The sequence below is a fragment of the Flavivirga aquatica genome, assembly GCF_001747085.1.
In the GTDB taxonomy this organism is placed as follows: domain Bacteria; phylum Bacteroidota; class Bacteroidia; order Flavobacteriales; family Flavobacteriaceae; genus Algibacter_C; species Algibacter_C aquatica.
Genome location: NZ_MDJD01000046.1, coordinates 60,374 through 82,170, shown reverse-complemented (window position 1 = coordinate 82,170; position 21,797 = coordinate 60,374). Strand labels below are relative to the sequence as shown.

Genomic DNA, 21,797 nt, shown 5'->3' with positions numbered 1-21,797 from the left:
TATTTACTTAAACTTTTATAACAATAAATGAATCATCCATTAAGACAACATATAGAAGAAATTATTAGTCTCACAGACGAAGAATTTGATTTTATTTTAAGTCATTTTGAACACGTTAAAAAACGTAAACATCAATATATCGTTCAAGAAAACGAGATTGTAAATAAAGAATATTGGATAATAAAAGGGTGTTTAAAAAGTTATTTTATTGACGATACTGGTAAAGCACATATCCTTCAATTCGGAATGGAAAATTGGTGGATTACAGATTATGAATCATTTATAAAAAGAACCCCTTCTAAAACATCCATAGATTGTATTGAGGATAGTGAATTACTATATATTACCTTTGAAAACCGCGAAAAGCTTACAGCTCAAATGCATAAAATGGAACGTTTTTGGGCTAAAAAAAGTAAAGTTGGGAGAATCGCTCTTCAAAATAGAATTTTATCATTATTAAAAAACTCTACTAAAGAACGCTATAACCTACTTCTTGAACAGTATCCCAAATTGTTTCAGCGCGTACCTAAAAAAATGATTGCTGCTTATTTAGGAGTTTCTAGAGAAACATTAAGTCGATTAACCCCCTAAACAAGCCTTTTCTTTCATACTAAAAATTTAATTACTCTTTAATACATGTGATATAGATCACTTTTAATAAGTGAGGTACGTCCTTCTTATTTTTTTTACTTCACTTCATCTTTGTATGGTCATTAATTCAATAAAAAAACAATGCCATACATTAATATTAAAGTTACCGATGAAGAGGTAACAAAAAAGCAAAAACGCCTATTAATTGAAGGTGCTACAAAACTAGTTGTTGATATTCTCAACAAGAACCCAAAAACAACTCATATCGTTATTGAAGAAATCCCAATAGAAAACTGGGGTATCAATGGTATACAATACACAGGAACAAAAAAATAAAAGCCATGAAAAATAAAACAGTAATTATTACAGGAGCATCAACTGGAATAGGAAAAGAAATAGCAAGATACTTTATTGAAAAAGGAAGTTTTGTTGTTATGAACTCATCCAACGAAAAAAATTTAATCAACACTTATAAATCTTTTGGGGCTCCAGAAAACGTAATTTATTTAACTGGAGATGTTAGTAAACAAGAAACAGGAAAAAAACTAGCTGCGTTAGCTATAAAAAAGTTCAAAACCATAGATGTACTAATAAATAATGCAGGCGTATTCTCTCCTAAACCTTTTCTTGAGGTAGAAGAAAATGATTTAGATCGTTTTTGGAATATAAACTTAAAAGGCACTTATTTTACATCTCAAGCTGTAATACCTCAAATGCTAAAACAACAAAATGGTTCTATTATTAATATAGGCACTGTTTTAGTAGAACATGCTATAGGCGGATTCCCTGCTACTGCTCCACTTACTAGTAAAGGTGCTATTCATGCTTTAACAAGACAATTAGCTACAGAATTTGGAAAAAACAACATAAAAGTAAACACCATAGCTCCTGGAATAATAAGAAGTCCTTTGCAAAGAAAAATGGGTATTGAAGATGCTGATAGTTTAGCAGGACTGCATGTATTAAATAGAATTGGTGAAGCTAATGAAATTGCCGAAGCTGCCTATTATTTAGCCAAAGCTAATTTTATTACAGGAGAAACTATTAATGTCGCTGGAGGGCACACCATAGGTCATAACATTTAACCATTTTATTTAATAAACTATATTATGTACAAAGAAAGCATAGCAGACATCGAAAATTTAATTACAACCTACTTTGAAGGCATTTTTCATGGAGACATAAATAAACTTGAAACATGTTTTCATAAAAACGCATACCTTTATGGAGATATTAAAAATGTTGACTATTTAAAAAGTATAAAAGACTATATTAAAGGAGTAAAAAACAGACAAAGCCCTGAGGAATTAAACGAAACTTTAAAAATGAGTATTATAGGAATAGATATTATGGGTAAAATAGCCATGGCGAAATTACATGTACCCATGCTAGGGTATAATTACTATGATTACTTATCATTAGCTAAAATTAATGGTCAGTGGAAAATTGTAAATAAACTATTTACACATGTAGCCTAAAATATAAAAACCATGGTTATTCAAATATTAATTCAATACCATGGTTTTTATTTTAGAAAATGAAGCTATTTACTTTTGCAAACCAGACATTACAACACTAAATTCTTAGCTAAAGTTCTTTCATAAATAGCTTCGTATTGTGGGACTATATTATGAAGATCAAATTTTAAAGATTCCTTTCTGGCATTACCTTTAAATGTTTCTAAACGCTTATCATCTCTTAAAATATGTAATGCATTTTTAGTCATATCATCAACATCTCCAACATGACTTAAAAACCCAGATACCCCATGAATATTGACTTCTGGTATACCGCCTGTATTACTAGAAATAACAGGAACTCCTGATGCCATAGCTTCTAATGCTGCTAAACCAAAACTTTCTGTTTTTGAAGGGAGTAAAAATAAATCGGTAAAACATAAAATTTTATCTATTTCATTACTTTTCCCAAAGAATACCACTTTATCTGAAATACCTAACTCTTGACAGCGCTGCTCTACTTTTTCTTTTTCAGGACCTTCTCCTATAAACATTAGCCTAGCAGGTATTTCTTTTTGAATATTATGAAATACGCTAATAACATCTTGTATGCGTTTTACTGGTCTTAAATTACTAATATGAGTGATTATTTTCTCATCATCATTAGCCATCATAGCTCTTTGACAATCTGTAAACTCATGATTATACTTTTCTAAATCTATAAAATTAGGAACGACATCTATCTCGTTTTTAATATCAAATAAACGTAGTGTATCATCTTTTAAACTTTTAGAAACCGCAGTAACAGCATCAGACTTATTTATACTAAAGGTTACTGCTGGTTTATAAAACGGATGACTTCCTACAAGTGTTATATCAGTCCCATGTAATGTGGTTACAATTGGCACATTTACACCTTCTTCTTGTAGCATTTTTTTAGCCATATAAGCTGCATATGCATGCGGTATCGCATAATGTACGTGTAAAATTTCTATTTTATGTAGCTTTACCATATCTACTAATTTACTTGATAAAGCAAGCTCATAAGGTTGATAATGAAATAACGGATATTCTGGTACAGTTACTTCATGGTAATGTACCCGATTACTTAATAAGTCTAATCTAACGGGCTGATTGTAGGTAATAAAATGAACCTCATGTCCTCGCTTAGAAAGTTCTAAACCCAATTCTGTAGCTACTACTCCACTACCTCCAAATGTAGGGTAACAAACTATACCTATATTCATATTCTAAATGACTTTATTTTAATATTTTTTTAATTATCACCGCTTAATCTTCTATTGCTTCATAAATCAAGCGTTGTATATCTGTTCTAATATTTGTTTTTAATAGTAAATTTTTACCTGCTTTAGGGTACGTTCTATTAGCTAAAAAAACATATACTAATTCTTCATCTGGATCTGCCCAAGTATAGGTTCCTGTAAACCCAGAATGTCCAAAACTTTTCATAGAAACACATCCACATGTTGGTCCAGCTTCCCCTAATTGAGGTTTATCAAAACCAATCCCTCTCCTATTTCTTTTATCACAATAATAACATCTGTTAAACTTATTAATAGTTTCTATTTTAAAATACCGCTTTCCTCCATAATAACCTTCTTGCAAATACATTTGCATAATTTTTGCTACATCGTTAGCATTACTAAAAACACCTGCATGCCCTCCAACACCATTTTGCATTGCAGCTCCCATATCATGTACATAACCATGTACTTTTTGATACCTGTAATAATCATCTACTTCTGTAGGTACTATTTTTTTATTACTTATCTTATTGTAAGGATTGTACATCGTATAGTTAGCTCCTAATGACTTATAAATATGGTCTTGAACCAACTCATCTAATGTTTTGTCGTAATGAGTTTCAATAAATTTCTTTAAAATATAATAAGGAAAATCGCTATACCTGTATCTAAGACGTGATAGCAAGTCTGAATCTTTTATTATTTTAGTGATAGAATCCTGATAATCAGAACGCATAAACAAGTTTTTAGAAACTTCTACATTAAATTTATTACTACGCTCTGTTCTATAATATTTTTTGCTAGGTTTTTTAGTAATACTATCCAAAGTACGGTAATAGAATGGTTCCCATGGTCTTAATCTGGCATAATGAGACAACATACTTTTAATAGTAATCTCTTCTTTATTTGAGCCCTTATATTCTGGTAAAATACTTGCCAACTTACTATTTAGCGATACAATGCCCTTCTCTTCCAGCTTCATAAGCAAGGGTAAAGTAGCTAATATTTTTGTTAATGATGCCACATCATAAATATCATCAAAGGCTACTTTTTCTTTGCCCTCATAGGTATGTTTACCAAAATTCTTATTATAGATAACTTTACCTTTTCTAGCAACTAATAACTGAATACCAGGTGTCATACTATCATTTACAGCTAGCATCGCCAAAGAATCTATTCTTTTTAATTTTTCTGAATTTATACCGACACGTTCTGGAATACTAGAATAGCCTAAACGCTTAATAGATTTATTTTGAATACCTGCTTCTACTTCAAAATAATCTCCTACTGATACTGGTAAACATCCCTTAGATTCAATAGCTCCAAAAATAAGTTGTGCCGATTTTTGTTGTGCTATCTCACTATTTTGATAACTAACTACCATACCTTCTATATTCTCTATTGTTTTTATATCTGAAAGCGCGTAAGGCTTCACAAAAGCATCTAAAATAACAGTATGCGTTCTTGCTATTTCATGTAACCAAACAAGTTCTTTATTTGAAAATTTATAACTTTTCCATGGGCTTTCGTTAGATCGATGAAACCCTACTATAACCGTATTATAAGACTGTAAATTTTTCATTAATTCATCTAAATTATCAAATGGAACTTTATGAATTTTAGCATATTTCTTTAACTCTTTAAGAAAAGCAGAACCACTATCATCTCCCAACTTCACATAAGCTATCGTTTTATTCTCTAATCTAGTAAGCGGTAATATATCGTTATCATTCTTTACTACTGTTATAGCATTTTCTAAAAGCTCTTCATATAAGGCATCATCTTTAGGTCTATTTAAATCTTGAACTAAATCATATAATCCAACAGGTTTATAATCATATAAACCAACTTTATACTTTGCTTGGAGAATTTTTTTAACAGAATGCTCTAAACGTGGCTCAGTGATTTCACCTTTGTTATAAGCTTCAATAATTTTTGAAATGCCTATACCAACATCTTCAGACATAAGCATGACATCATTACCCGCTTTAAATGCGGCTAAATCAATATCTCCAGATTCACTAAAATTTGCAGCACCTTTCATAGTTAGCGCATCTGTAAATATAAGTCCTTGAAAACCCAAAGAGTCTTTTAGAATATCTGTTACAATATGTTTCGATAATGATGAAGGAAACCCTTCTCGTGGTTCTAAACTAGGCACATTTAAATGTGCTACCATAACACTTGAAAGGCCTTCTTTTATTAGTTTTCTATAAGGGTATAATTCTACAGAATCTATACGCTTTTCATTAAAGTTTATTGTTGGTAAGGTTTTATGTGAATCTTGATCTGTATCTCCATGACCAGGGAAATGTTTTGCATTTGCTAAAACCCCTGCACTCTGCATTCCTTTCATAAATACTAAAGCCTTCTCGGTGACATTATCTCTATCTTCTCCAAAAGATCGATTGCCAATAATAGGGTTTTTAGGATTTGTATTAATATCAACAACTGGCGCGAAATTAAAATGCACACCTATACGCTTACAATGCTCTCCTATTTGTCTTCCTGTTTGTTCTACAAGTTTATTGTTTTTTATAGCACCAAGCGTCATATTCCAAGGAAAAGCATAGGTAGAATCTAGTCGCATACTTAAGCCCCACTCTGCATCCATACCAATTAAAAGAGGTCTTTTAGATAAAGCTTGTAATTCATTATTTAAACTTGCTTGTCTTACAGGGCCTCCATTTGAATATATTAAACCTCCTATATTATGTTTTTTTATTAACTGTACAATCTTGTTTTTTTCTGCTTCGTCTTGGTTAGACATGACTTGAACCATATACAATTGTCCAACTTTCTCAGCTAGAGTCATCGATGAATAAACACTATCTACCCATTTTTTTTGAGCCTCAACATCGGTAGTAATTAACGGGCTATCAGATGTTTGACCAGATGTACAAAATATAAAAAAAAAGGAAGCTAATATTAAAAAGACTTGGCGCATAAACGTTTTCGTTAAAGGTATTCTCAATAGGTAATATACTATTAATAATCATGCCAAAATAACACTTTTATAAAAAAATAAAAAGAGTTTACAATAGAGTTTTAATAAGGTTGTAAACAGTTTTTAGCTTAAAACAAGGTTATATATTTAATCTCCAATTTTTAACATATAACTATTTTCAATAAAACACCACAATTAGCTCAAAAATAAACACCTATAAACAAAAAAAGTAAACAATGACCTTGTTTACTTTTATAATTGCTTTAATATAATTTTTAAGCTTATTTTATAATAATTTAATAAACCTTTATTATAGCTTATTTTGGTATTTAACTTTAGTACTTAAATTTATTTTAAGTAAACTACTCAATTAAATCTATATGTCTGTCGTGGTATCCTAATAAATATAATACACCATCTAGACCTATACTAGATATAGAGCTTTGTGCATTATCTTTTACTTTTGGTTTTGCATGAAAAGCAATTCCTAACCCTGCAAGATTAAGCATTGGTAAGTCGTTTGCTCCATCTCCAATGGCAATGGTTTGACTAATATCTATACCTTCTCTTTTTGCGATGTCTTGAAGGTATTCTGCTTTTTTATTTCCATCAACAATATCCCCAAGGTAACCTCCTGTTAGCTTACCATTTTTAATTTCTAATTGATTTGCATATACATAATCTATACCCAATTCTTTTTGTAAATAGTGCCCAAAGTATGTAAATCCTCCTGATAGAATAGCGGTTTTAAATCCGTAACTTTTTAAAGTATCAATAAGTCTTCTTGCTCCTTTTGTTATAGGTAACTTAACAGCAACATCTTGAAGAACTTCTTCGCTCAAACCTTTTAAAAGCTTCATGCGACTAATAAAACTTTCGTTAAAGTCTATTTCTCCTTGCATTGCAGATTCCGTAATTGCTTTTACTTCTTCTCCAACACCTGCTAATTCGGCTAGCTCATCAATAACTTCGGTTTGTATTAGTGTGGAATCCATATCGAAACAAACTAAGCGTCTATTTCGTCTATAAATATTATCTTCTTGAAATGCAATATCAACATCTAAATCTCTCGAAATTTGCATGAATTTTTCGGTAAACTCTGTTTTATCATCTATTTTTCCTCTTATAGATAATTGTATAGATGCTCTAGGGTATTCCTCTTCTTTAACTAGCGATAGACGTCCTGTAAGTCTTTTTATTGAATCGATATTTAAATTCTTATCTGAAATTATTTTTGTAACTTCTGATATTTGTTCTGCTGCTAGTTTTTCTCCTAGAATAGTAACAATGTATCGATCTTTACCTTGAAGGGTTACCCAATTTTCATAATCTTCAAGTGTAATTGGTTTAAATTTGGCTTTAATACCAAGCTCATAAGCCTTAAAAAGCAAATCTTTTAAAACTGCTGCCGATTTTTTTCCTGATTGAATTTCAAATAATATACCTAAGGATAGTGTATCATGAATATTTGCTTGTCCTATATCTAACACTTTAGCTTTATATTCTGCTAAAACATCTGTTAAACTTGAAGTTAATCCAGGCTTATCTTGTCCCGATATATTTAATAAGAAAATCTCTGTTGCCATAATTTAATGTTTACACTTTTGTAAAGTGTAAAATTCATTATTCTATTTGATATATGAAAGTTTTTTTAAGTTTAATTCCTAGTTATTACATATGATTTATTTAACAAATCTACTATGCCAGCTCTCGCTTGCTGGAACTTCCCAATTTTCTTTAAATTCTGCTATATTGGTTACTAAATTATTGAACACAATGGTTTTCTTTGAAATGGCTTTATCTTTTGCCATTTTTCTAAAATCTGTAAGTGTTTTATAGGCTACATATTCGCCTTGCTTATAAGATACATTCATTTTGTCCATTAAATCGACATTATAATCTTTTTCTAGTTGTTGTATAAAATGTACTGAGGCATCTATGGAACAACCTGTTGCTGCATTAAGTTTTTGGTTTAATGCTAATATAATGAAACGCTTATATTTTATAGTATAACCAGATTGTAGATCACTTCCATGTGCGGTCCAGTTTTCTATAAATATGTTTAATTTTGATTGTATTTCTTCTAGTTCTTGTTCTGTAAATGAACGGTTTGCTTGATATATCCAAACTCTAGATTCTTCTGGTAATGTATTGAATTCTACTAGCATGATTTTTAATAATTATATTTTTTCTTAAATTTTTCTGATGCTAAATAATTATAGATACTATAAATTAAACTACCTATAATTAATAGCTTAAAAAATATGCCTCTAGGCAAACTTGTTGGGTCGTACATGTAATTTAAACCATAAATACTTAAAAGAAGTATAAGAGGTATTAATAAAAAAACTAAAGGGGCTTTTTTTATTAATATACCACATGTAAGGATCACCATTGCTATTGATATATTAAACCCTAAGGCTAAGATATTATTAGTTAATGATGAAAAATTTATTATGATTCCTAATATAAAAAAGGCTGCTGCATAATACAGCAGCTTTCTACTTTTTTCTAATGAATTATCTGCATCAAAGATAATTCCTTTTTTCCCTATAAACTTACCTATACGAATTGATTTGTCTTTTTCTGTACCTGTAAGAGGAAAATCACATTTGATACAAAAATCTACTTTGGAATTATTGTCATTTTTACAAGCAGGACAATACTTTAAATCCATGTTTTATAAATCCTGAGCATTTGCTATTAATTCGGCAATATCCATTACTTCAACATCTGCTTCTTTTTCTTTTGCTTTCACACCATCGGTCATCATAGTATTACAGAATGGACATCCTGCTGCAATAATCTCTGGTTTGATATTTAATGCTTGTTCGGTACGTTCTACATTAATTTCTTTATCTCCTTTTTCTGCATCTTTAAACATTTGGGCTCCTCCTGCTCCACAACATAATCCGTTACGTTTACAGTTTTTCATTTCAACTAATTCGGCTTCTAACTTCTGAATTAACTGTCGTGGCGCTTCGTAAACATTATTTGCTCTACCTAGATAACAGGGATCATGAAATGTGATACGTTTTCCTTTAAATTTACCACCTTCTATAGCTAATCGCCTTTCGTCTAGTAGAGTTTTTAAAAATTGTGTATGGTGCATCACCTCATACTTTCCTCCTAGTTCTGGATATTCATTTTTTATGGTATTAAAACAATGTGGACATGCGGTAACTATTTTTTTTACTTCGTAAGCATTAAGAACTTCTATGTTGGTTACGGCTTGCATTTGAAACAGAAACTCATTTCCTGCTCGTTTTGCTGGATCTCCTGTACAACTTTCTTCGGTACCAAGAACTGCAAATTCTACGTTTGCTTTATTTAAAAGCTTTACAAATGCTTTTGTTATTTTTTTAGCTCTATCATCAAAACTTCCTGCGCAGCCTACCCAAAATAATACTTCGGGTTGTTTGCCTTGAGCCATAAATTCGGCCATAGTTGGTACTTTGAGTAATTCGCTCATTTCTTATGTTGTTTTATGTTGCGTTAGGGATTGTAGCGACATCCTTTTTTGCTATTAAAAGCAAAAAAGATATAGCGGAAAGCCCGACCCTTTTTTGGGTAACGCCCAAATTATTTATTTTTTAAACAAACTATAATAATGACATTGTTAGTTTGTTTATTTTGTATTATTCATTTTTCCAATTTAACCTGTCCATTTGGTTATATGGCCATGGTGCTCCGTTATTTTCAATATTGGTCATCATATTATTTAATTCTACTGGTGCTGCTGATTGCTCCATAACTAAATAACGACGCATTTCTAAAATAATTGATAATGGGTCTATGCTTACTGGACATGCTTCTACACATGCATTACATGATGTACATGCCCAAAGTTCTTCTTTTGTTATATAATCGTCTAAAAGTTGTTTTCCGTCGTCTTTAAACTCCCCGTTATTAGCATCAATATTTTTGCCTACTTCTTCTAATCGGTCTCTGGTATCCATCATCACCTTTCTTGGGGATAATTTTTTTCCTGTTTGATTTGCTGGACATTCACTGGTACAACGTCCACACTCGGTACAGGTATAGGCATTTAACAATTGTACCCAATTTAAATCTTGTACGTCGCTGGCTCCAAATTTTGCTGGTATTTCTTCTTCTCCTGCTTCTTCGGCTGGTGCTGCAAATGGATCTATGTTTGGATCCATCATCATTTGTACTTCTTTAGTAACAGCTTCGAGGTTATTTATTTGTCCTTTAGGTTCTAATTTTCCATAATAGGTGTTTGGAAATGCTAACAGGATGTGTAAATGCTTTGAATAATATAGGTAATTTAAGAAAGTAAGAATACCAACTATATGTATCCACCATGCTCCACGCTCAATAATATGTAATGTCCCTTCTGAAAGACCACTAAACCATGGTGATATAAATTGACTAATTATGTTTCCTGAATTTAGAGTTTGAAAATGAACATCTGTAGCATTCATTACTAAAAACAGTGTCATTAATACCATTTCGAAATACAGAATAAAATTACCATCGTTCTTTGGCCAGCTGGTCATTTCACTTTTCCAAAAACGTGCAAGTTTAATGATGTTTCTACGAATCCAGAATATAATAACCGAAACAAAAACTAAACATGCTAAAATTTCGAAAGTTCCTATTAAAAATCCATATACAGATGTTGGCAAAAATTTTAAACCTACTCTATGTGTGCCTACTAACCCGTCTATTATAATTTCTAAAACTTCTATATTGATTATTATGAAACCTATATATACAATTACGTGTAAAACTCCTGATATGGGACGACGGACTATTTTACTTTGCCCTAAAGCTATCATCGACATGTTTTTCCAACGTTGCGATTTATTATCGCTAACATCTACATCTTGACCAAGCTTAATATTTCTAACAAGCTTTTTTACATTTTTCGCAAAATAACCTACGCCTAGTATTAGTATAACTGCGAAAAGAATCTTATATATATATTCCATGAGATATTAATTAGTTTCTGGTTCTTGGTAAGGTATTTCCTTTTTAGATAGTATTCTAAAATATCGTTTAGGGTGTAATTTTATATCTTTTAAAAGGGCTTCCATTTCTTTTGATGCGCCTTCTAAATTATTATATAATTTATCATCGTTAAGGAGTTTCCCCATAGAACCTTTTCCTGCATCTAAATTAGATAATATGTTATTGAATTTCTGAAGTGTTAGCTCTAAGTTTTTAATTGTTTTACCTAGGTCGCTCTTAGACATGGATTCGGTGATGTTAGATAAATCGCCTGTTAGTTTATTGGCGTTTGATAAGACCTTATCTATATTATTCTGATTTCCTTTAATTATTTGATTTAAAGAAACTGATGTGTTTTTAAAAGATCTCATAGTTGTACTTAACTCTGCTATACTTATTTTAAGGTTTTCTTTAGTCTTAGCATCGAAAACATCATTTAAGTTAGATAAAAGTATATCTGCACTTGTCATCATTTTTTCTATTTTTCCTTGAAGAGGTGTTAGCTTTTGGCCAAGTAAATCTGTTAAGCCTGCTTTAAGTCCTCCTTGAAGATATTCGCCACTTTTTGCATTTTCTGCATTATCGAATGCAGGTATAATGGCTATTGCTTTACCTCCAATAAGACCTGTCTCATATAATTCTGCTTTACTATTCTTCGAAAATTGAAATTCACTATCAACTAATAGTTTTACCAATATCTTTCCTGAATTATCTTCCTTAAAACTTATATTTACAACTTTACCAACAGATAATCCACTGATAGTAACTGGTGTAGAAGGTATTAATCCTTCAACATTATCGTAAACGGCATAATAAGTACGTGAAGAATCTAATAAGTTTTGACCTTTTAAATAATTGAATCCAAAAATAAAAAGGATAACTCCTAACAATACTAATACACCTGTTTTAACTTCTCTTGTTACTTTCATCTATGATTTTCGATTGATTTTAAATAGGTAAGATGTCACTCGCATAATAATCATTTAAGTTCTTATTCAAATTTTTAATTATGCTCATTTCAAAATAAATAATGTGTTTCAAATACAAATTTAATATAAATTTAAAAAGAACGACTCTAATTAGTAGTCGATTTCAAAGCTTCTTTTAATGCTATCTTTTTTCCTTCTTTAAAGGCTACAATAAAAGTTGAGTTATAACCTTTTTCTGTGGCTTTCTCTTCAAGTATTTTAACAGCCTCATAGCTAGTCGCTTTACCATAAAAATATTTATACAGATTACCTTCTTTTATTCTTGAAATAGCCTCTAAACCATTAAAATTATAAGGTTTTATTTCTAGTGCTTTTGAGCTAGCTGCAATTTGTACTTTAAATATAATATTGTCTTCAACATTATTATTGGTGTCAATGTTTACAACTTGATCACTTGTCTCTTCTATAGCGGTAGAATTCCCAACACTTTTATCTATCCCATTCTTGTATTCTAAAACAGCTTCAATTATAGAATTAGAAATTTGAGTTTGTCCTTTTTTAGAGTTTAAATAAGCGCCTTCCTTTTTATAGGTTAAAAATCCAACTTCTACTAAAACACTAGGCATTACTGTCTGGTGTAATACTATAAACCCAGCTTGTTTAACCCCTCTATTTTTACGCTTTAATTTATTAGTAAATTTTTTCTGTATTAAACTTGCCAACATAATACTTTGATCTAAGTATTCTTCTTGACTTAAAAGTATACTCATTACAGATTCTGGTGAATTTGGATCGAATCCTGCATAATTTTTTTCATAATCACTTTCTAAATAAATTACAGAATTTTCCTTTTTTGCTACTTCAAAATTTGTTTTGTTTCTATGTGTCCCCAATACAAATGTCTCCGTTCCATGTGCTTGCGAATTATGTGAATTACAATGTACAGAAACAAACAAGTCTGCATTGGCTTTATTTGCTATTTGACCTCGTACATATAAATCTATAAACACATCTTTTTTTCGTGTGTATACTACTTTTATGTTTGGATTTTTTTCAAGTTGCTTACCAACTTCTAAAACGATTTTTAAAGCAATATCTTTTTCCTTATATCCTCCTCCTCTATTTCCTGGGTCATGACCTCCATGACCTGCATCCAATACAACAACAAACTTATTAGATTGCTTGTTTAGAGTTACAAATGAAGAAAATGTTAATACTATTATAAAGGATACGAAAAGTATTAGTTTGTGCGTTTTCATGTGGTAATTTATATTTTTTTAATCAATCATGTTTAACATATACTAAAGGCATCATTTTTGATGTATCGTTTTTAGAATAAATGTTCCATAATGATTTAACGACTAAAAAACTCGGTTTATTTTTATTTTAAATTTTTAATTGAATATTAAATCAATCCCAGAAAAATATATGTAATTTTGGCTTTTCAAAAACCGAGCCATACTTTTACAAAAATACATTTAAAAGCGTTGCATACAAACAACTTTAAAATACTTTTTGCATTAAGTTTTACAGTGTTTATTAACACAGTAAGCTTCGCACAAGATATACCGAAAAAGGGAAAAACTATAGAGCGTACTGTTAAAGACAGTATAAACATTAGTACAGATAGCCTTCTTATTCCTAAACCAGAGGTATCGGAGATAAGTCAAGATTCTACTTTAACAGATTCTATTAAACCTAAAAAAGATCTTCTAGAAAATATAGTGATCTATCATGCTAATGATTATACAAGGTTTAATCAAAAAAAGAAAAAACTTTACTTATATAATGAAGCCAAGATTGAGTATGGTGATATGAATATTACTGGGGGTAATATTACTATTAATTATAATACAAACACGGTTTATGCTAAAGGTATTATTGATTCTATTGGAGAATACACCCAGAAACCTATTTTTACTCAAGGTACTAATGTTGTTGAACCTGATTCTATTGTTTTTAATACAGACTCTAAAAAGGCTCTTATTTATAATTCCAAAACCGAACAAGGTGAAGGTACCGTAATAGCACAAATTACTAAGAAAGAAAATGATTCTGTTTACTTTTTAAAAAATGCAAAATATACAACTGCCGAAGATCTTGATGACCCTGAATATTATATAAAACTTAGAAAAGCTAAAATTAACCCTGGAAAAAAGATTGTAACTGGTTTAGCTAATCTATTTATTTATGATGTTCCTACTCCTATTGGTGTTCCTTTTGGCTTTTTTCCGCAAAGTGAAAAACATACTTCAGGGATAATTATACCTACTTTTGGAGAACAAGATGATCGTGGTTTCTTTTTACAAAATGGAGGTTATTATTTTGCTATTAGCGACTATACCGATTTAGCTGTTCTAGGTGACTATTATACAAATGGTAGTTATGGTTTACGTTTAGAAAATACTTATGCAAAGCGCTATAGATATAGAGGTAATGTAAGTTTTAGGTATGAAAACAATATTACAAGTGAACGTGGTTTTCCTAATTACAGCAAAGGAACTATATATAATTTGCGTTGGTCACATACTCAAGATTCGAAAGCAAATCCTAGTTCTCGTTTTTCAGCTTCTGTTAACTTAGGTAGTAGTAATTACTACCAAGCTTCCAGTAATCAAGTTAACGTAGCTAATAGGTTAAATAACTCGTTATCATCTTCTGTATCTTATTCAAAAACATTTCAAGGCGAACCAGAAGTTAATTTAAGTTTAACGGCAACACATTCTCAAAACACCAATACCGAAGTAATAAATATGACATTACCCACGCTTCAAGGTAGTGTGGGTAGAATATATCCGTTTGCTTCTAAAACGGGTTCTAAAAAAGGTATTATTCAAAATATTAATTTACAATATAATTTAAGAGGAGAGAATAGAATACAAACAACAGATTCTTTATTCTTTAAAAAAGAAATGTTTGATGATGCTAAAATTGGCTTTCAACATACTATTCCTTTAAGTACTAATTTTAAATTATTTAAACACTTTAGTCTTAGTGCTAGTAGTAATTTTAATGAAGTATGGACATTTAAAACTATAGATAGAGCGTATGATCCTATTGAGCGTACACCCATAGACGAAACTATAAATGGGTTTGACTCCTTTAGAACTTATAATTTTAGTACTAGTTTAGGTACTACTGTTTACGGTATGTTTAACCTTGAAAAAGAAGGTGAAGATAGAAAAATAAAAGCCATAAGGCATGTTATGCGTCCTTCAATTAGCTATAACATTAATCCTGCTTTTGATAAATATTATGAAACTTATGAAGTTATTAGTGCTGATGGTTTAACTACAAGTGATGTTGAATATACTAGATTTGAAAATGGTGCTTTTGGTGCGCCAAACAAGAATTTCTCAAGTTCTGTTGGTATTTCTTTATCCAATAATATTGAAGCTAAAGTTAAGGACAAGGATAGTACAGCTACAGAGGCTAAAAAAGTAATATTATTAAATAACTTAAATTTCTCTACGGCATATAATATTGCTGGTGATTCTTTACAATGGAGTCCTGTAAGAATGAGTGGTGGCACACAACTTTTTAAAAACCAAATGAGTGTGAATTTTGGAGCTACTTTAGACCCTTACGCTTTGGATAACAATAATAAAAAAATAGATAAATTTAATATTGACAATAATGGTAGTTTATTTAGACTAACAAGTGCAAACCTTACGACTAGTTGGTCCTTTTCTAGTAAAAAAGGAGATAACAAAGGCTCAAAAGATAAAAACATAGAAGAAAATTTGCGTGGTGGAGGTCGTAATGATGATCTTTTTGGTGTTTCTGAAGATTTTGCTAATCGACAAATAAATGAAGACAAAGATAAAAAAGACAAAGAGCCTAGTGAATTTTATAACTTTAAAATACCTTGGAGTTTAAGACTTGCTTATACTGTAAACTACTCCAATACTAGACGAGAAAATGAAATATCGTCGCATTCTCTTATGTTTTCAGGAGATATTGAAATGTCCGATAAATGGTCTATTGGAGCATCTTCTGGTTACGATTTTAAAAACTTAGGGTTTACAACTACTCAACTCCGTTTTGAACGTGATCTATTAAGTTGGAGAATGAACTTTAGCTGGACTCCATTTGGTACTTATAAGTCTTGGAATTTCTTTATTGGTATAAAATCTAGTATATTAAGGGATTTGAAATACGAAAAGCGTAGACAAGGAGATCGACAATTATAGAATTTAATAAAAACACTATTTAATATGAAAACAATAATCACTACACCTAATGCCCCTGCTCCAATAGGACCGTATAATCAAGCTGTTTTAACTGGGAATACACTTTATACCTCTGGACAAATTGCTTTTAATCCTGAAACGGGTGTACTTATTCTAGATGATATAAAAACAGAAACTGCTCAAGTTATGCAAAATTTAAAAGCTGTTTTAAAAGCTGCAAATATGACTTTTGAGAATGTTGTAAAATCATCAATTTTCATTAGTAATATGGATGATTTCTCAAAAATTAATGAGGTATATGGTAGCTTTTTTGATGATGCCAATGCACCTGCTCGTGAAACTGTTCAAGTAGCAAGATTACCTAAAGATGTAAATGTTGAAATTAGCGTTATTGCAGTTAAATAAAAGGTACACTAGGTATATATCTAAAAAATAGGAGGAGGAGTGTCTTTTCTTTTTGAATATTTAGCAATTAACTCCTTTAATTTTATAACTTCAATAGGTTTTGCTAAAAAGTCGTCTATTCCTGCAAGTTTAACATTGTTTATATCTTCTTCGAAAGCACTTGCTGAAACTGCAATTATTGGTGTTTTATCTGCTTTATATTTTTGGGTTTCTTTTATGATTCTTGTTGCTTCATAACCATCCATATCTGGCATGTATATATCCATAAAAATCATATCAAAATCTAAAATTTTATATAATTCAACAGCTTCTAATCCATTTTTTGCAAACGTACAATCTGCCCCTTGGCGTTCAAGTAAAAATTTAATTACCTTTTGGTTCATTCTATTATCTTCTGCTACCAACACATTAAATTTATTAAACATAATTGGAGCTACTCCTTCCTCTTTTGACTGTATATTTAAGGTTTTCTTTAACTGCAAACTAAAATAAAACGTAGAGCCTTCATTTTCTTTACTCTCCAAATTTAATTCACTCCCCATGAGTTTTACTAATTTATACGAAATTGAAAGTCCTACACCTCCTCCCCTATAGTCTTTCATCATGGATGTATTATAATCATCTTTGGAATCATTAAAAATTCGTTTTATTTCTCTAGGTTTTATCCCAATACCTGTATCTTTAATATAGAATGTAATGATTTGCTCATCATCAATTCCTATTGTTTCATCTACAATAATTGATATCTTCCCAGTATTCGTAAACTTTATAGCATTACTTATTAAGTTAATTAATACTTGCTGAATTCTTCTTGAATCTCCTAAAACTAAAAAGTTATCTTTCTCTTTTGATAAAAACTTATACTCAAATTCCAAGCCTTTTTCCCATGCTTGATATTCAAAAACTTTAAAAAGCTGAGATAAATCAGATTTTAAATCAATAGCTAATAGATTTAATTTTAAATCGCCAGCAGCAACATCTGCATTATCCGTGACCATGTTCACTAACTGTAATAAATGTTGAGAGGAGTAATCGGCTATTTCAACTTGAGCTTTTTGGTCGGTATTTAATTCTGTCTGCTTCAACATATTCAACATACCTATAACAGTACTTAATGGTGTACGTATCTCATAACTCATGTTAGCCATGTGAATAGATTTGTGATCAGATATCTTATCTGAATTCTTTATATCTTGTTTTAATTCATTAATTCTAAGTTTTAAATTAGTTTTAACAATATTATTCTTTAATTGATTTTTTAAAAAATATTGCAATAAAAAAACTTGAACTACAGCCAAAACAAATAAAAATATCGCTGCAGACTGAGTATAGACCTTTTTTTCAAGAAAAAAATACCCAATAAAAAGAATAGTTACTATTGAAATGAAAATGAAAAAAGATAACTTCTTTTTCATTTTTATAGATTCAATGTAATGTTTTAGAACCCCCATTTTAAACACTTTACACAAAAAATTTATAATTATATTAATTACTATTTCTCCCCATTAGTAATTAATACTCTTTAGATGTTTAAATCTTCCGCCAAAGTAAATCTATATTAATGAAATTACTATTTTAACTGAAAATTTAGAATTATATTAACATTATTTTAGAACGTTTATTGTATTTTTTTTTACTTTATTAATTATAATATTCTTGTAAATGAAAAAAACAATAATCATACTCAATTCAATCATTTTGACACAATAAATTTATATTTTTAATTCCTTTTTTAAGTTACAAATAAATTCCGAGATATTTTTGTTAGCCAAAATAAAATTCTTACCACCAAATTTACAATAAAGACAACAGGCTATACATATGTATAATCCTAACTAAAAAAACTTACTTTTTTTGTTGTATTTTCTAGTTTTTTTGATTTATTTTTTTTCTATAATAGATTCCATTTTAAAATAAACCAGGTAAATCCTCTACATGGTATATAAATAAGGTCTTGTCTGCTCTGACTTGCCCTGTAGTGTAATTGGTAAGGTATTGATATGGATATAAGCTGCTATAGTATGATTTAAGTTGTCGTTTTGCATGCGCATAAAGCTGACGTCATTATCTATCATGCTATAGCTGTTTCTTTGTTTTAAAATGTTTTTTTGCTCATATTTAGCCATATTTACTGGCCAGTTTTTCTTGATGTAATTTAGCTTTTATTTTATCTACTTATATTTTTCATGAAGAAAACAGGTTAAGCAAGTTATAGATGATAACCTTCAATAACATACGTGGTTGATAACTTAAGGTGACTCTACCTTTGCAACTTTGCTCTAAAGCACCAATATCAACATGATCAATAATTGTGTTTACAATATGAACTGGATAATTAATAGGAACTAAATCATCATAACTGGAGGTAAAAGACTTTACTGATCTTGATCATAGGGCTTAAAAACTATTTTTCTACTCATAGAACTCACATTGACTTTTTCTGTTTCCTAAAAAGTGTCCAAAATCCGCCCATATTTCAGTTGTTTTCTCATGCGTAGCGATGCTATGCCTTTTAAAAACAACTTTATCTGAACAAATTTTCACTCATTTTCGGTTAAATCCAAAAAGTCAATATGAATTCATTCTTAAAATTAAGAATTTAATAGAAAAATTGCAAAAAAAAGACTGTCTTTTCAGACAGTCTCGTTTTGTTTACTTACACTATTTCTTATTCTAAAATCTTAAAACATCATTTTAAAATTAGTTTTTTTGTAATCGAATAATTTTCGTTTTCAACTTTAATTATATAGACGCCATTTAAATCGTCTACATTTATAGTTTTACTACGCCCTTCAATAGTAGAAGATTTGGCAAGTCTTCCATAAATATCAAAGATATTTACTTCTGTATTTCCAGAGTTAATTCCTAATTCAATTATAACTCTACTCATATTATTAGAGAAAATACTTATTGAATTATTTTCCTCAGCTGATGTTATTACTCCTTTAGTGTTAATCTCTTTACTTGTACCACTTCCAATTCCTTGATCAAAAAGCGCTCCATACTTTGGAAGACTTCCATTATTCCAGTAATTTTTAGGTTTAACAGATCCAAAAAAACGTGGCTTAGGTGCATTTCCAGTTGCCCAACTTTTACCAAAACTAATTAAGTTTTTAAGAACTTGACGGTTGGTACTATTATTTGTAGCAATATTTCTATTTTCTCCTTTATCTTTAGTTATATCAAATAATTTCCAAGGGGCATTATTAGTTTGATTATTTCTAAAGGCTTTCCATTTCCCTTGTCTAATAGCTACTTCGTTAAACCCTCCTCTGTGTCTTAAAGCAAAAATATAATCTTTAATATTGTTAGAACTAGGTTTGTAAGGTCTTGGATTAACATTACTTTCAACATTTCTAAGGATACTCTTTCCATCAAATGTTTTATGTTCTCTACCAATACTTTTACCAAAATTAATATTTCCTTTACCAATTTGAATTAAGGTAGGATATAAATCTACAGTAGAAACTGGATGTCTAAATGTTTTTCTAGAAGAACCAGAAATTTTATTATTATTAGGCCAATGCCACAACATAGGAACTCTAAACCCTCCTTCTTTTACATCTCCTTTTACACCTTGTAAAGGTGCATTACTTGCGCCTTCAATATTTTTCCCTCCATTATCGCTTAAGAAAATTATTAATGTATTGTTAAATTTACCAGCACTCTTTAGGGCACTAACAATTTTCCCTACATTACGATCTAAACCACGTACTAAACCAGCATATTTTTTACTTTTATTAGGAATTGATTTCCCTGGTCTTGCTGCATTTCTTTCATCTGAAGCTAATGGTTGTAAAGGTGCGTGAGGTGCATTAAATGCAACATACATAAAAAATGGTTTATTAGAAGTACGTTGTCTATTAATATAAGCAGCAGATTCATCACCTATAACATCGGAAGCATGTCTTCTATCTAAAATTTCAGTAATTACTTTTCGTGCCCCCCTTCTTTCTTCTTTCTCATAAGGATGATCGTAAGCGTTTATTTGGAATTTTGTTTTACCAGCAGCTATTTCTCTATTATAAGTCGCTATATAACCATCATTATAACGGTGACCACCTCCTAAGAATCCGTAGAAAAAATCAAACCCTCTGTCAATAGGTCTAAACCCTTCTTTAAGCCCTAAATGCCATTTTCCAAATGCAGCTGTACTGTAGCCTGTATTTTTAATCGCCTCACTTAACATCGTTTCTCCAGCAGGAATTCCTGAATTAACTTCACTGCTAATTCCTGATTCAATTTTTTCTGGTAAATTGTATTGTACTCCTAATTGATGAGGGTAACGCCCTGTCATAATAGACATACGACTAGGACCACAAAAAGGATGTGATACATAAGCATCTGTAAACACAGTACCCTTATTGGCTAATGATAACAAGTTAGGACTAGCAATTGGTGTATTATTGTTCATAAATTGAACATCTCCATAACCTAAATCGTCTGCTATAATATAAACGATATTGGGTTTGTTTTGAGCAAACAATGATGTTACTCCGAAAAAAGCTAAAAAAACTAATTTCTGTAAATTAATTTGGGTAATTTTTAACATAAATAAAATGTTTTTAATGTTTATTAAACTACCCGAAAGTTCGCTTTTAATTTTAAAAAAACATAATTTCTTACTTCTTTATAATGTTTTTTTTACGTTAAAAAATTAACAATAATACAATATTTAAGAGGAAAAATAATACAGTTTTTATAAGCAAATATCTATAGAATAAAATCTATACAGTTTATGATAAAATTAATCGAAATAATTTAAAATTTTTATATCTCAAATTTTCTTTTTGAATCTTCACTTACTTATTTCGTTAGGTATATAATTAGATACGGAACTAGTCTTTACTATTTTATTGTTAGATTTTATAATTTACTGAAAATGAACTAAAAGACTGAATACTACAATTTGGAGGATTTATAAGCTAACAATAATTAATTAAAAACGTATAGTTTGCTTAAGTTTGAATAGAGTTATAGTACAAATTAACAACCTTATCACTTTGATTGATATCTGCTATGATATAAATTACAAA

The 21,797-nt window shown here is 30.1% G+C and carries 17 protein-coding genes; 6 read left to right on the top strand and 11 right to left on the bottom strand.

Going from position 1 to position 21,797, the window contains the following annotated elements; all coding sequences use genetic code 11:
* The first annotated feature begins 27 nt into the window (after positions 1-27).
* From A8C32_RS11850 to A8C32_RS11835, 4 genes are all read left to right on the top strand, one after another.
* Entirely contained in the window at positions 28-591 is a 564-nt protein-coding gene (locus A8C32_RS11850) for a Crp/Fnr family transcriptional regulator (protein WP_069830637.1), read from the top strand.
* A gap of 141 nt (positions 592-732) precedes the next feature.
* Positions 733-927, top strand: coding sequence for a tautomerase family protein (locus A8C32_RS11845; RefSeq protein ID WP_069830636.1), 195 nt, complete (start codon positions 733-735; stop codon positions 925-927).
* A gap of 5 nt (positions 928-932) precedes the next feature.
* Positions 933-1,676: an SDR family NAD(P)-dependent oxidoreductase gene (locus A8C32_RS11840; RefSeq protein WP_069830635.1), complete on the top strand. Its 744-nt coding sequence runs from the start codon at positions 933-935 to the stop codon at positions 1,674-1,676.
* Between the two features lie 24 nt (positions 1,677-1,700).
* Positions 1,701-2,069, top strand: coding sequence for a nuclear transport factor 2 family protein (locus tag A8C32_RS11835; RefSeq protein ID WP_069830634.1), 369 nt, complete (start codon positions 1,701-1,703; stop codon positions 2,067-2,069).
* An 89-nt stretch (positions 2,070-2,158) separates the two neighbouring features.
* On the opposite strand, the gene bshA is transcribed toward A8C32_RS11835, so the two are convergent.
* The 9 genes from bshA to A8C32_RS11790 all read right to left on the bottom strand — a co-directional run bounded on the left by bshA (position 2,159) and on the right by A8C32_RS11790 (position 13,422).
* Complete coding sequence (gene bshA / locus A8C32_RS11830) at positions 2,159-3,295, bottom strand: N-acetyl-alpha-D-glucosaminyl L-malate synthase BshA (protein WP_069830633.1); 1,137 nt, start codon at positions 3,293-3,295, stop codon at positions 2,159-2,161.
* Positions 3,296-3,338: 43 nt separating this feature from the next.
* Positions 3,339-6,260, bottom strand: a complete 2,922-nt coding sequence (locus A8C32_RS11825; protein WP_069830632.1) for a serine hydrolase domain-containing protein — start codon at positions 6,258-6,260, stop codon at positions 3,339-3,341.
* Positions 6,261-6,622: 362 nt separating this feature from the next.
* Entirely contained in the window at positions 6,623-7,846 is a 1,224-nt protein-coding gene (serB, locus tag A8C32_RS11820; protein ID WP_069830631.1) for a phosphoserine phosphatase SerB, read from the bottom strand.
* Positions 7,847-7,942: 96 nt separating this feature from the next.
* Complete coding sequence (locus A8C32_RS11815) at positions 7,943-8,428, bottom strand: ABC transporter ATPase (protein ID WP_069830630.1); 486 nt, start codon at positions 8,426-8,428, stop codon at positions 7,943-7,945.
* 5 nt (positions 8,429-8,433) lie between these two features.
* The gene (locus A8C32_RS11810) at positions 8,434-8,937 is read right to left on the bottom strand and encodes a hypothetical protein (RefSeq protein ID WP_069830629.1); all 504 of its coding nucleotides are present in this window, start codon (positions 8,935-8,937) and stop codon (positions 8,434-8,436) included.
* Positions 8,938-8,940: 3 nt separating this feature from the next.
* On the bottom strand, positions 8,941-9,732 hold the full coding sequence (locus tag A8C32_RS11805) for a (Fe-S)-binding protein (RefSeq protein WP_069830628.1): 792 nt from the start codon (positions 9,730-9,732) through the stop codon (positions 8,941-8,943).
* A 166-nt stretch (positions 9,733-9,898) separates the two neighbouring features.
* Positions 9,899-11,215 carry a 4Fe-4S dicluster domain-containing protein gene (locus A8C32_RS11800; RefSeq protein ID WP_069830627.1) on the bottom strand — a complete coding sequence of 439 codons (1,317 nt, stop codon included), beginning with the start codon at positions 11,213-11,215 and terminating at the stop codon, positions 9,899-9,901.
* A gap of 6 nt (positions 11,216-11,221) precedes the next feature.
* Positions 11,222-12,163, bottom strand: a complete 942-nt coding sequence (locus A8C32_RS11795) for an MlaD family protein (protein ID WP_069830626.1) — start codon at positions 12,161-12,163, stop codon at positions 11,222-11,224.
* Positions 12,164-12,309: 146 nt separating this feature from the next.
* Complete coding sequence (locus A8C32_RS11790) at positions 12,310-13,422, bottom strand: N-acetylmuramoyl-L-alanine amidase family protein (RefSeq protein WP_069830625.1); 1,113 nt, start codon at positions 13,420-13,422, stop codon at positions 12,310-12,312.
* 177 nt (positions 13,423-13,599) lie between these two features.
* Between A8C32_RS11790 and A8C32_RS11785 the strand changes: the two genes are divergently transcribed.
* Together A8C32_RS11785 and A8C32_RS11780 are read left to right on the top strand one after the other, a co-directional pair.
* Entirely contained in the window at positions 13,600-16,356 is a 2,757-nt protein-coding gene (locus tag A8C32_RS11785; RefSeq protein ID WP_069830624.1) for a putative LPS assembly protein LptD, read from the top strand.
* A gap of 24 nt (positions 16,357-16,380) precedes the next feature.
* Entirely contained in the window at positions 16,381-16,761 is a 381-nt protein-coding gene (locus A8C32_RS11780; RefSeq protein WP_069830623.1) for a RidA family protein, read from the top strand.
* A gap of 20 nt (positions 16,762-16,781) precedes the next feature.
* Here the strand turns inward: A8C32_RS11780 and A8C32_RS11775 are convergent, their stop codons facing one another.
* On the bottom strand, positions 16,782-18,176 hold the full coding sequence (locus A8C32_RS11775) for a response regulator (RefSeq protein ID WP_165605836.1): 1,395 nt from the start codon (positions 18,174-18,176) through the stop codon (positions 16,782-16,784).
* 1,274 nt (positions 18,177-19,450) lie between these two features.
* Positions 19,451-21,313, bottom strand: a complete 1,863-nt coding sequence (locus A8C32_RS11770) for a sulfatase-like hydrolase/transferase (protein ID WP_069830621.1) — start codon at positions 21,311-21,313, stop codon at positions 19,451-19,453.
* Positions 21,314-21,797 lie beyond the last annotated feature (484 nt).

Bases quoted from the DNA above. Each gene is read 5' to 3' on its own strand.
- A8C32_RS11840 (WP_069830635.1), top strand. From the start codon at position 933: ATGAAAAATAAAACAGTAATTATTACAGGAGCATCAACTGGAATAGGA.
- A8C32_RS11845 (WP_069830636.1), top strand. From the start codon at position 733: ATGCCATACATTAATATTAAAGTTACCGATGAAGAGGTAACAAAAAAG.
- A8C32_RS11835 (WP_069830634.1), top strand. From the start codon at position 1,701: ATGTACAAAGAAAGCATAGCAGACATCGAAAATTTAATTACAACCTAC.
- A8C32_RS11815 (WP_069830630.1), bottom strand. From the start codon at position 8,428: ATGCTAGTAGAATTCAATACATTACCAGAAGAATCTAGAGTTTGGATA.
- A8C32_RS11790 (WP_069830625.1), bottom strand. From the start codon at position 13,422: ATGAAAACGCACAAACTAATACTTTTCGTATCCTTTATAATAGTATTA.
- A8C32_RS11825 (WP_069830632.1), bottom strand. From the start codon at position 6,260: ATGCGCCAAGTCTTTTTAATATTAGCTTCCTTTTTTTTTATATTTTGT.
- A8C32_RS11800 (WP_069830627.1), bottom strand. From the start codon at position 11,215: ATGGAATATATATATAAGATTCTTTTCGCAGTTATACTAATACTAGGC.
- A8C32_RS11780 (WP_069830623.1), top strand. From the start codon at position 16,381: ATGAAAACAATAATCACTACACCTAATGCCCCTGCTCCAATAGGACCG.
- serB (WP_069830631.1), bottom strand. From the start codon at position 7,846: ATGGCAACAGAGATTTTCTTATTAAATATATCGGGACAAGATAAGCCT.
- A8C32_RS11775 (WP_165605836.1), bottom strand. From the start codon at position 18,176: ATGAAAAAGAAGTTATCTTTTTTCATTTTCATTTCAATAGTAACTATT.
- A8C32_RS11810 (WP_069830629.1), bottom strand. From the start codon at position 8,937: ATGGATTTAAAGTATTGTCCTGCTTGTAAAAATGACAATAATTCCAAA.
- A8C32_RS11850 (WP_069830637.1), top strand. From the start codon at position 28: ATGAATCATCCATTAAGACAACATATAGAAGAAATTATTAGTCTCACA.
- A8C32_RS11795 (WP_069830626.1), bottom strand. From the start codon at position 12,163: ATGAAAGTAACAAGAGAAGTTAAAACAGGTGTATTAGTATTGTTAGGA.
- A8C32_RS11770 (WP_069830621.1), bottom strand. From the start codon at position 21,313: ATGTTAAAAATTACCCAAATTAATTTACAGAAATTAGTTTTTTTAGCT.
- bshA (WP_069830633.1), bottom strand. From the start codon at position 3,295: ATGAATATAGGTATAGTTTGTTACCCTACATTTGGAGGTAGTGGAGTA.
- A8C32_RS11805 (WP_069830628.1), bottom strand. From the start codon at position 9,732: ATGAGCGAATTACTCAAAGTACCAACTATGGCCGAATTTATGGCTCAA.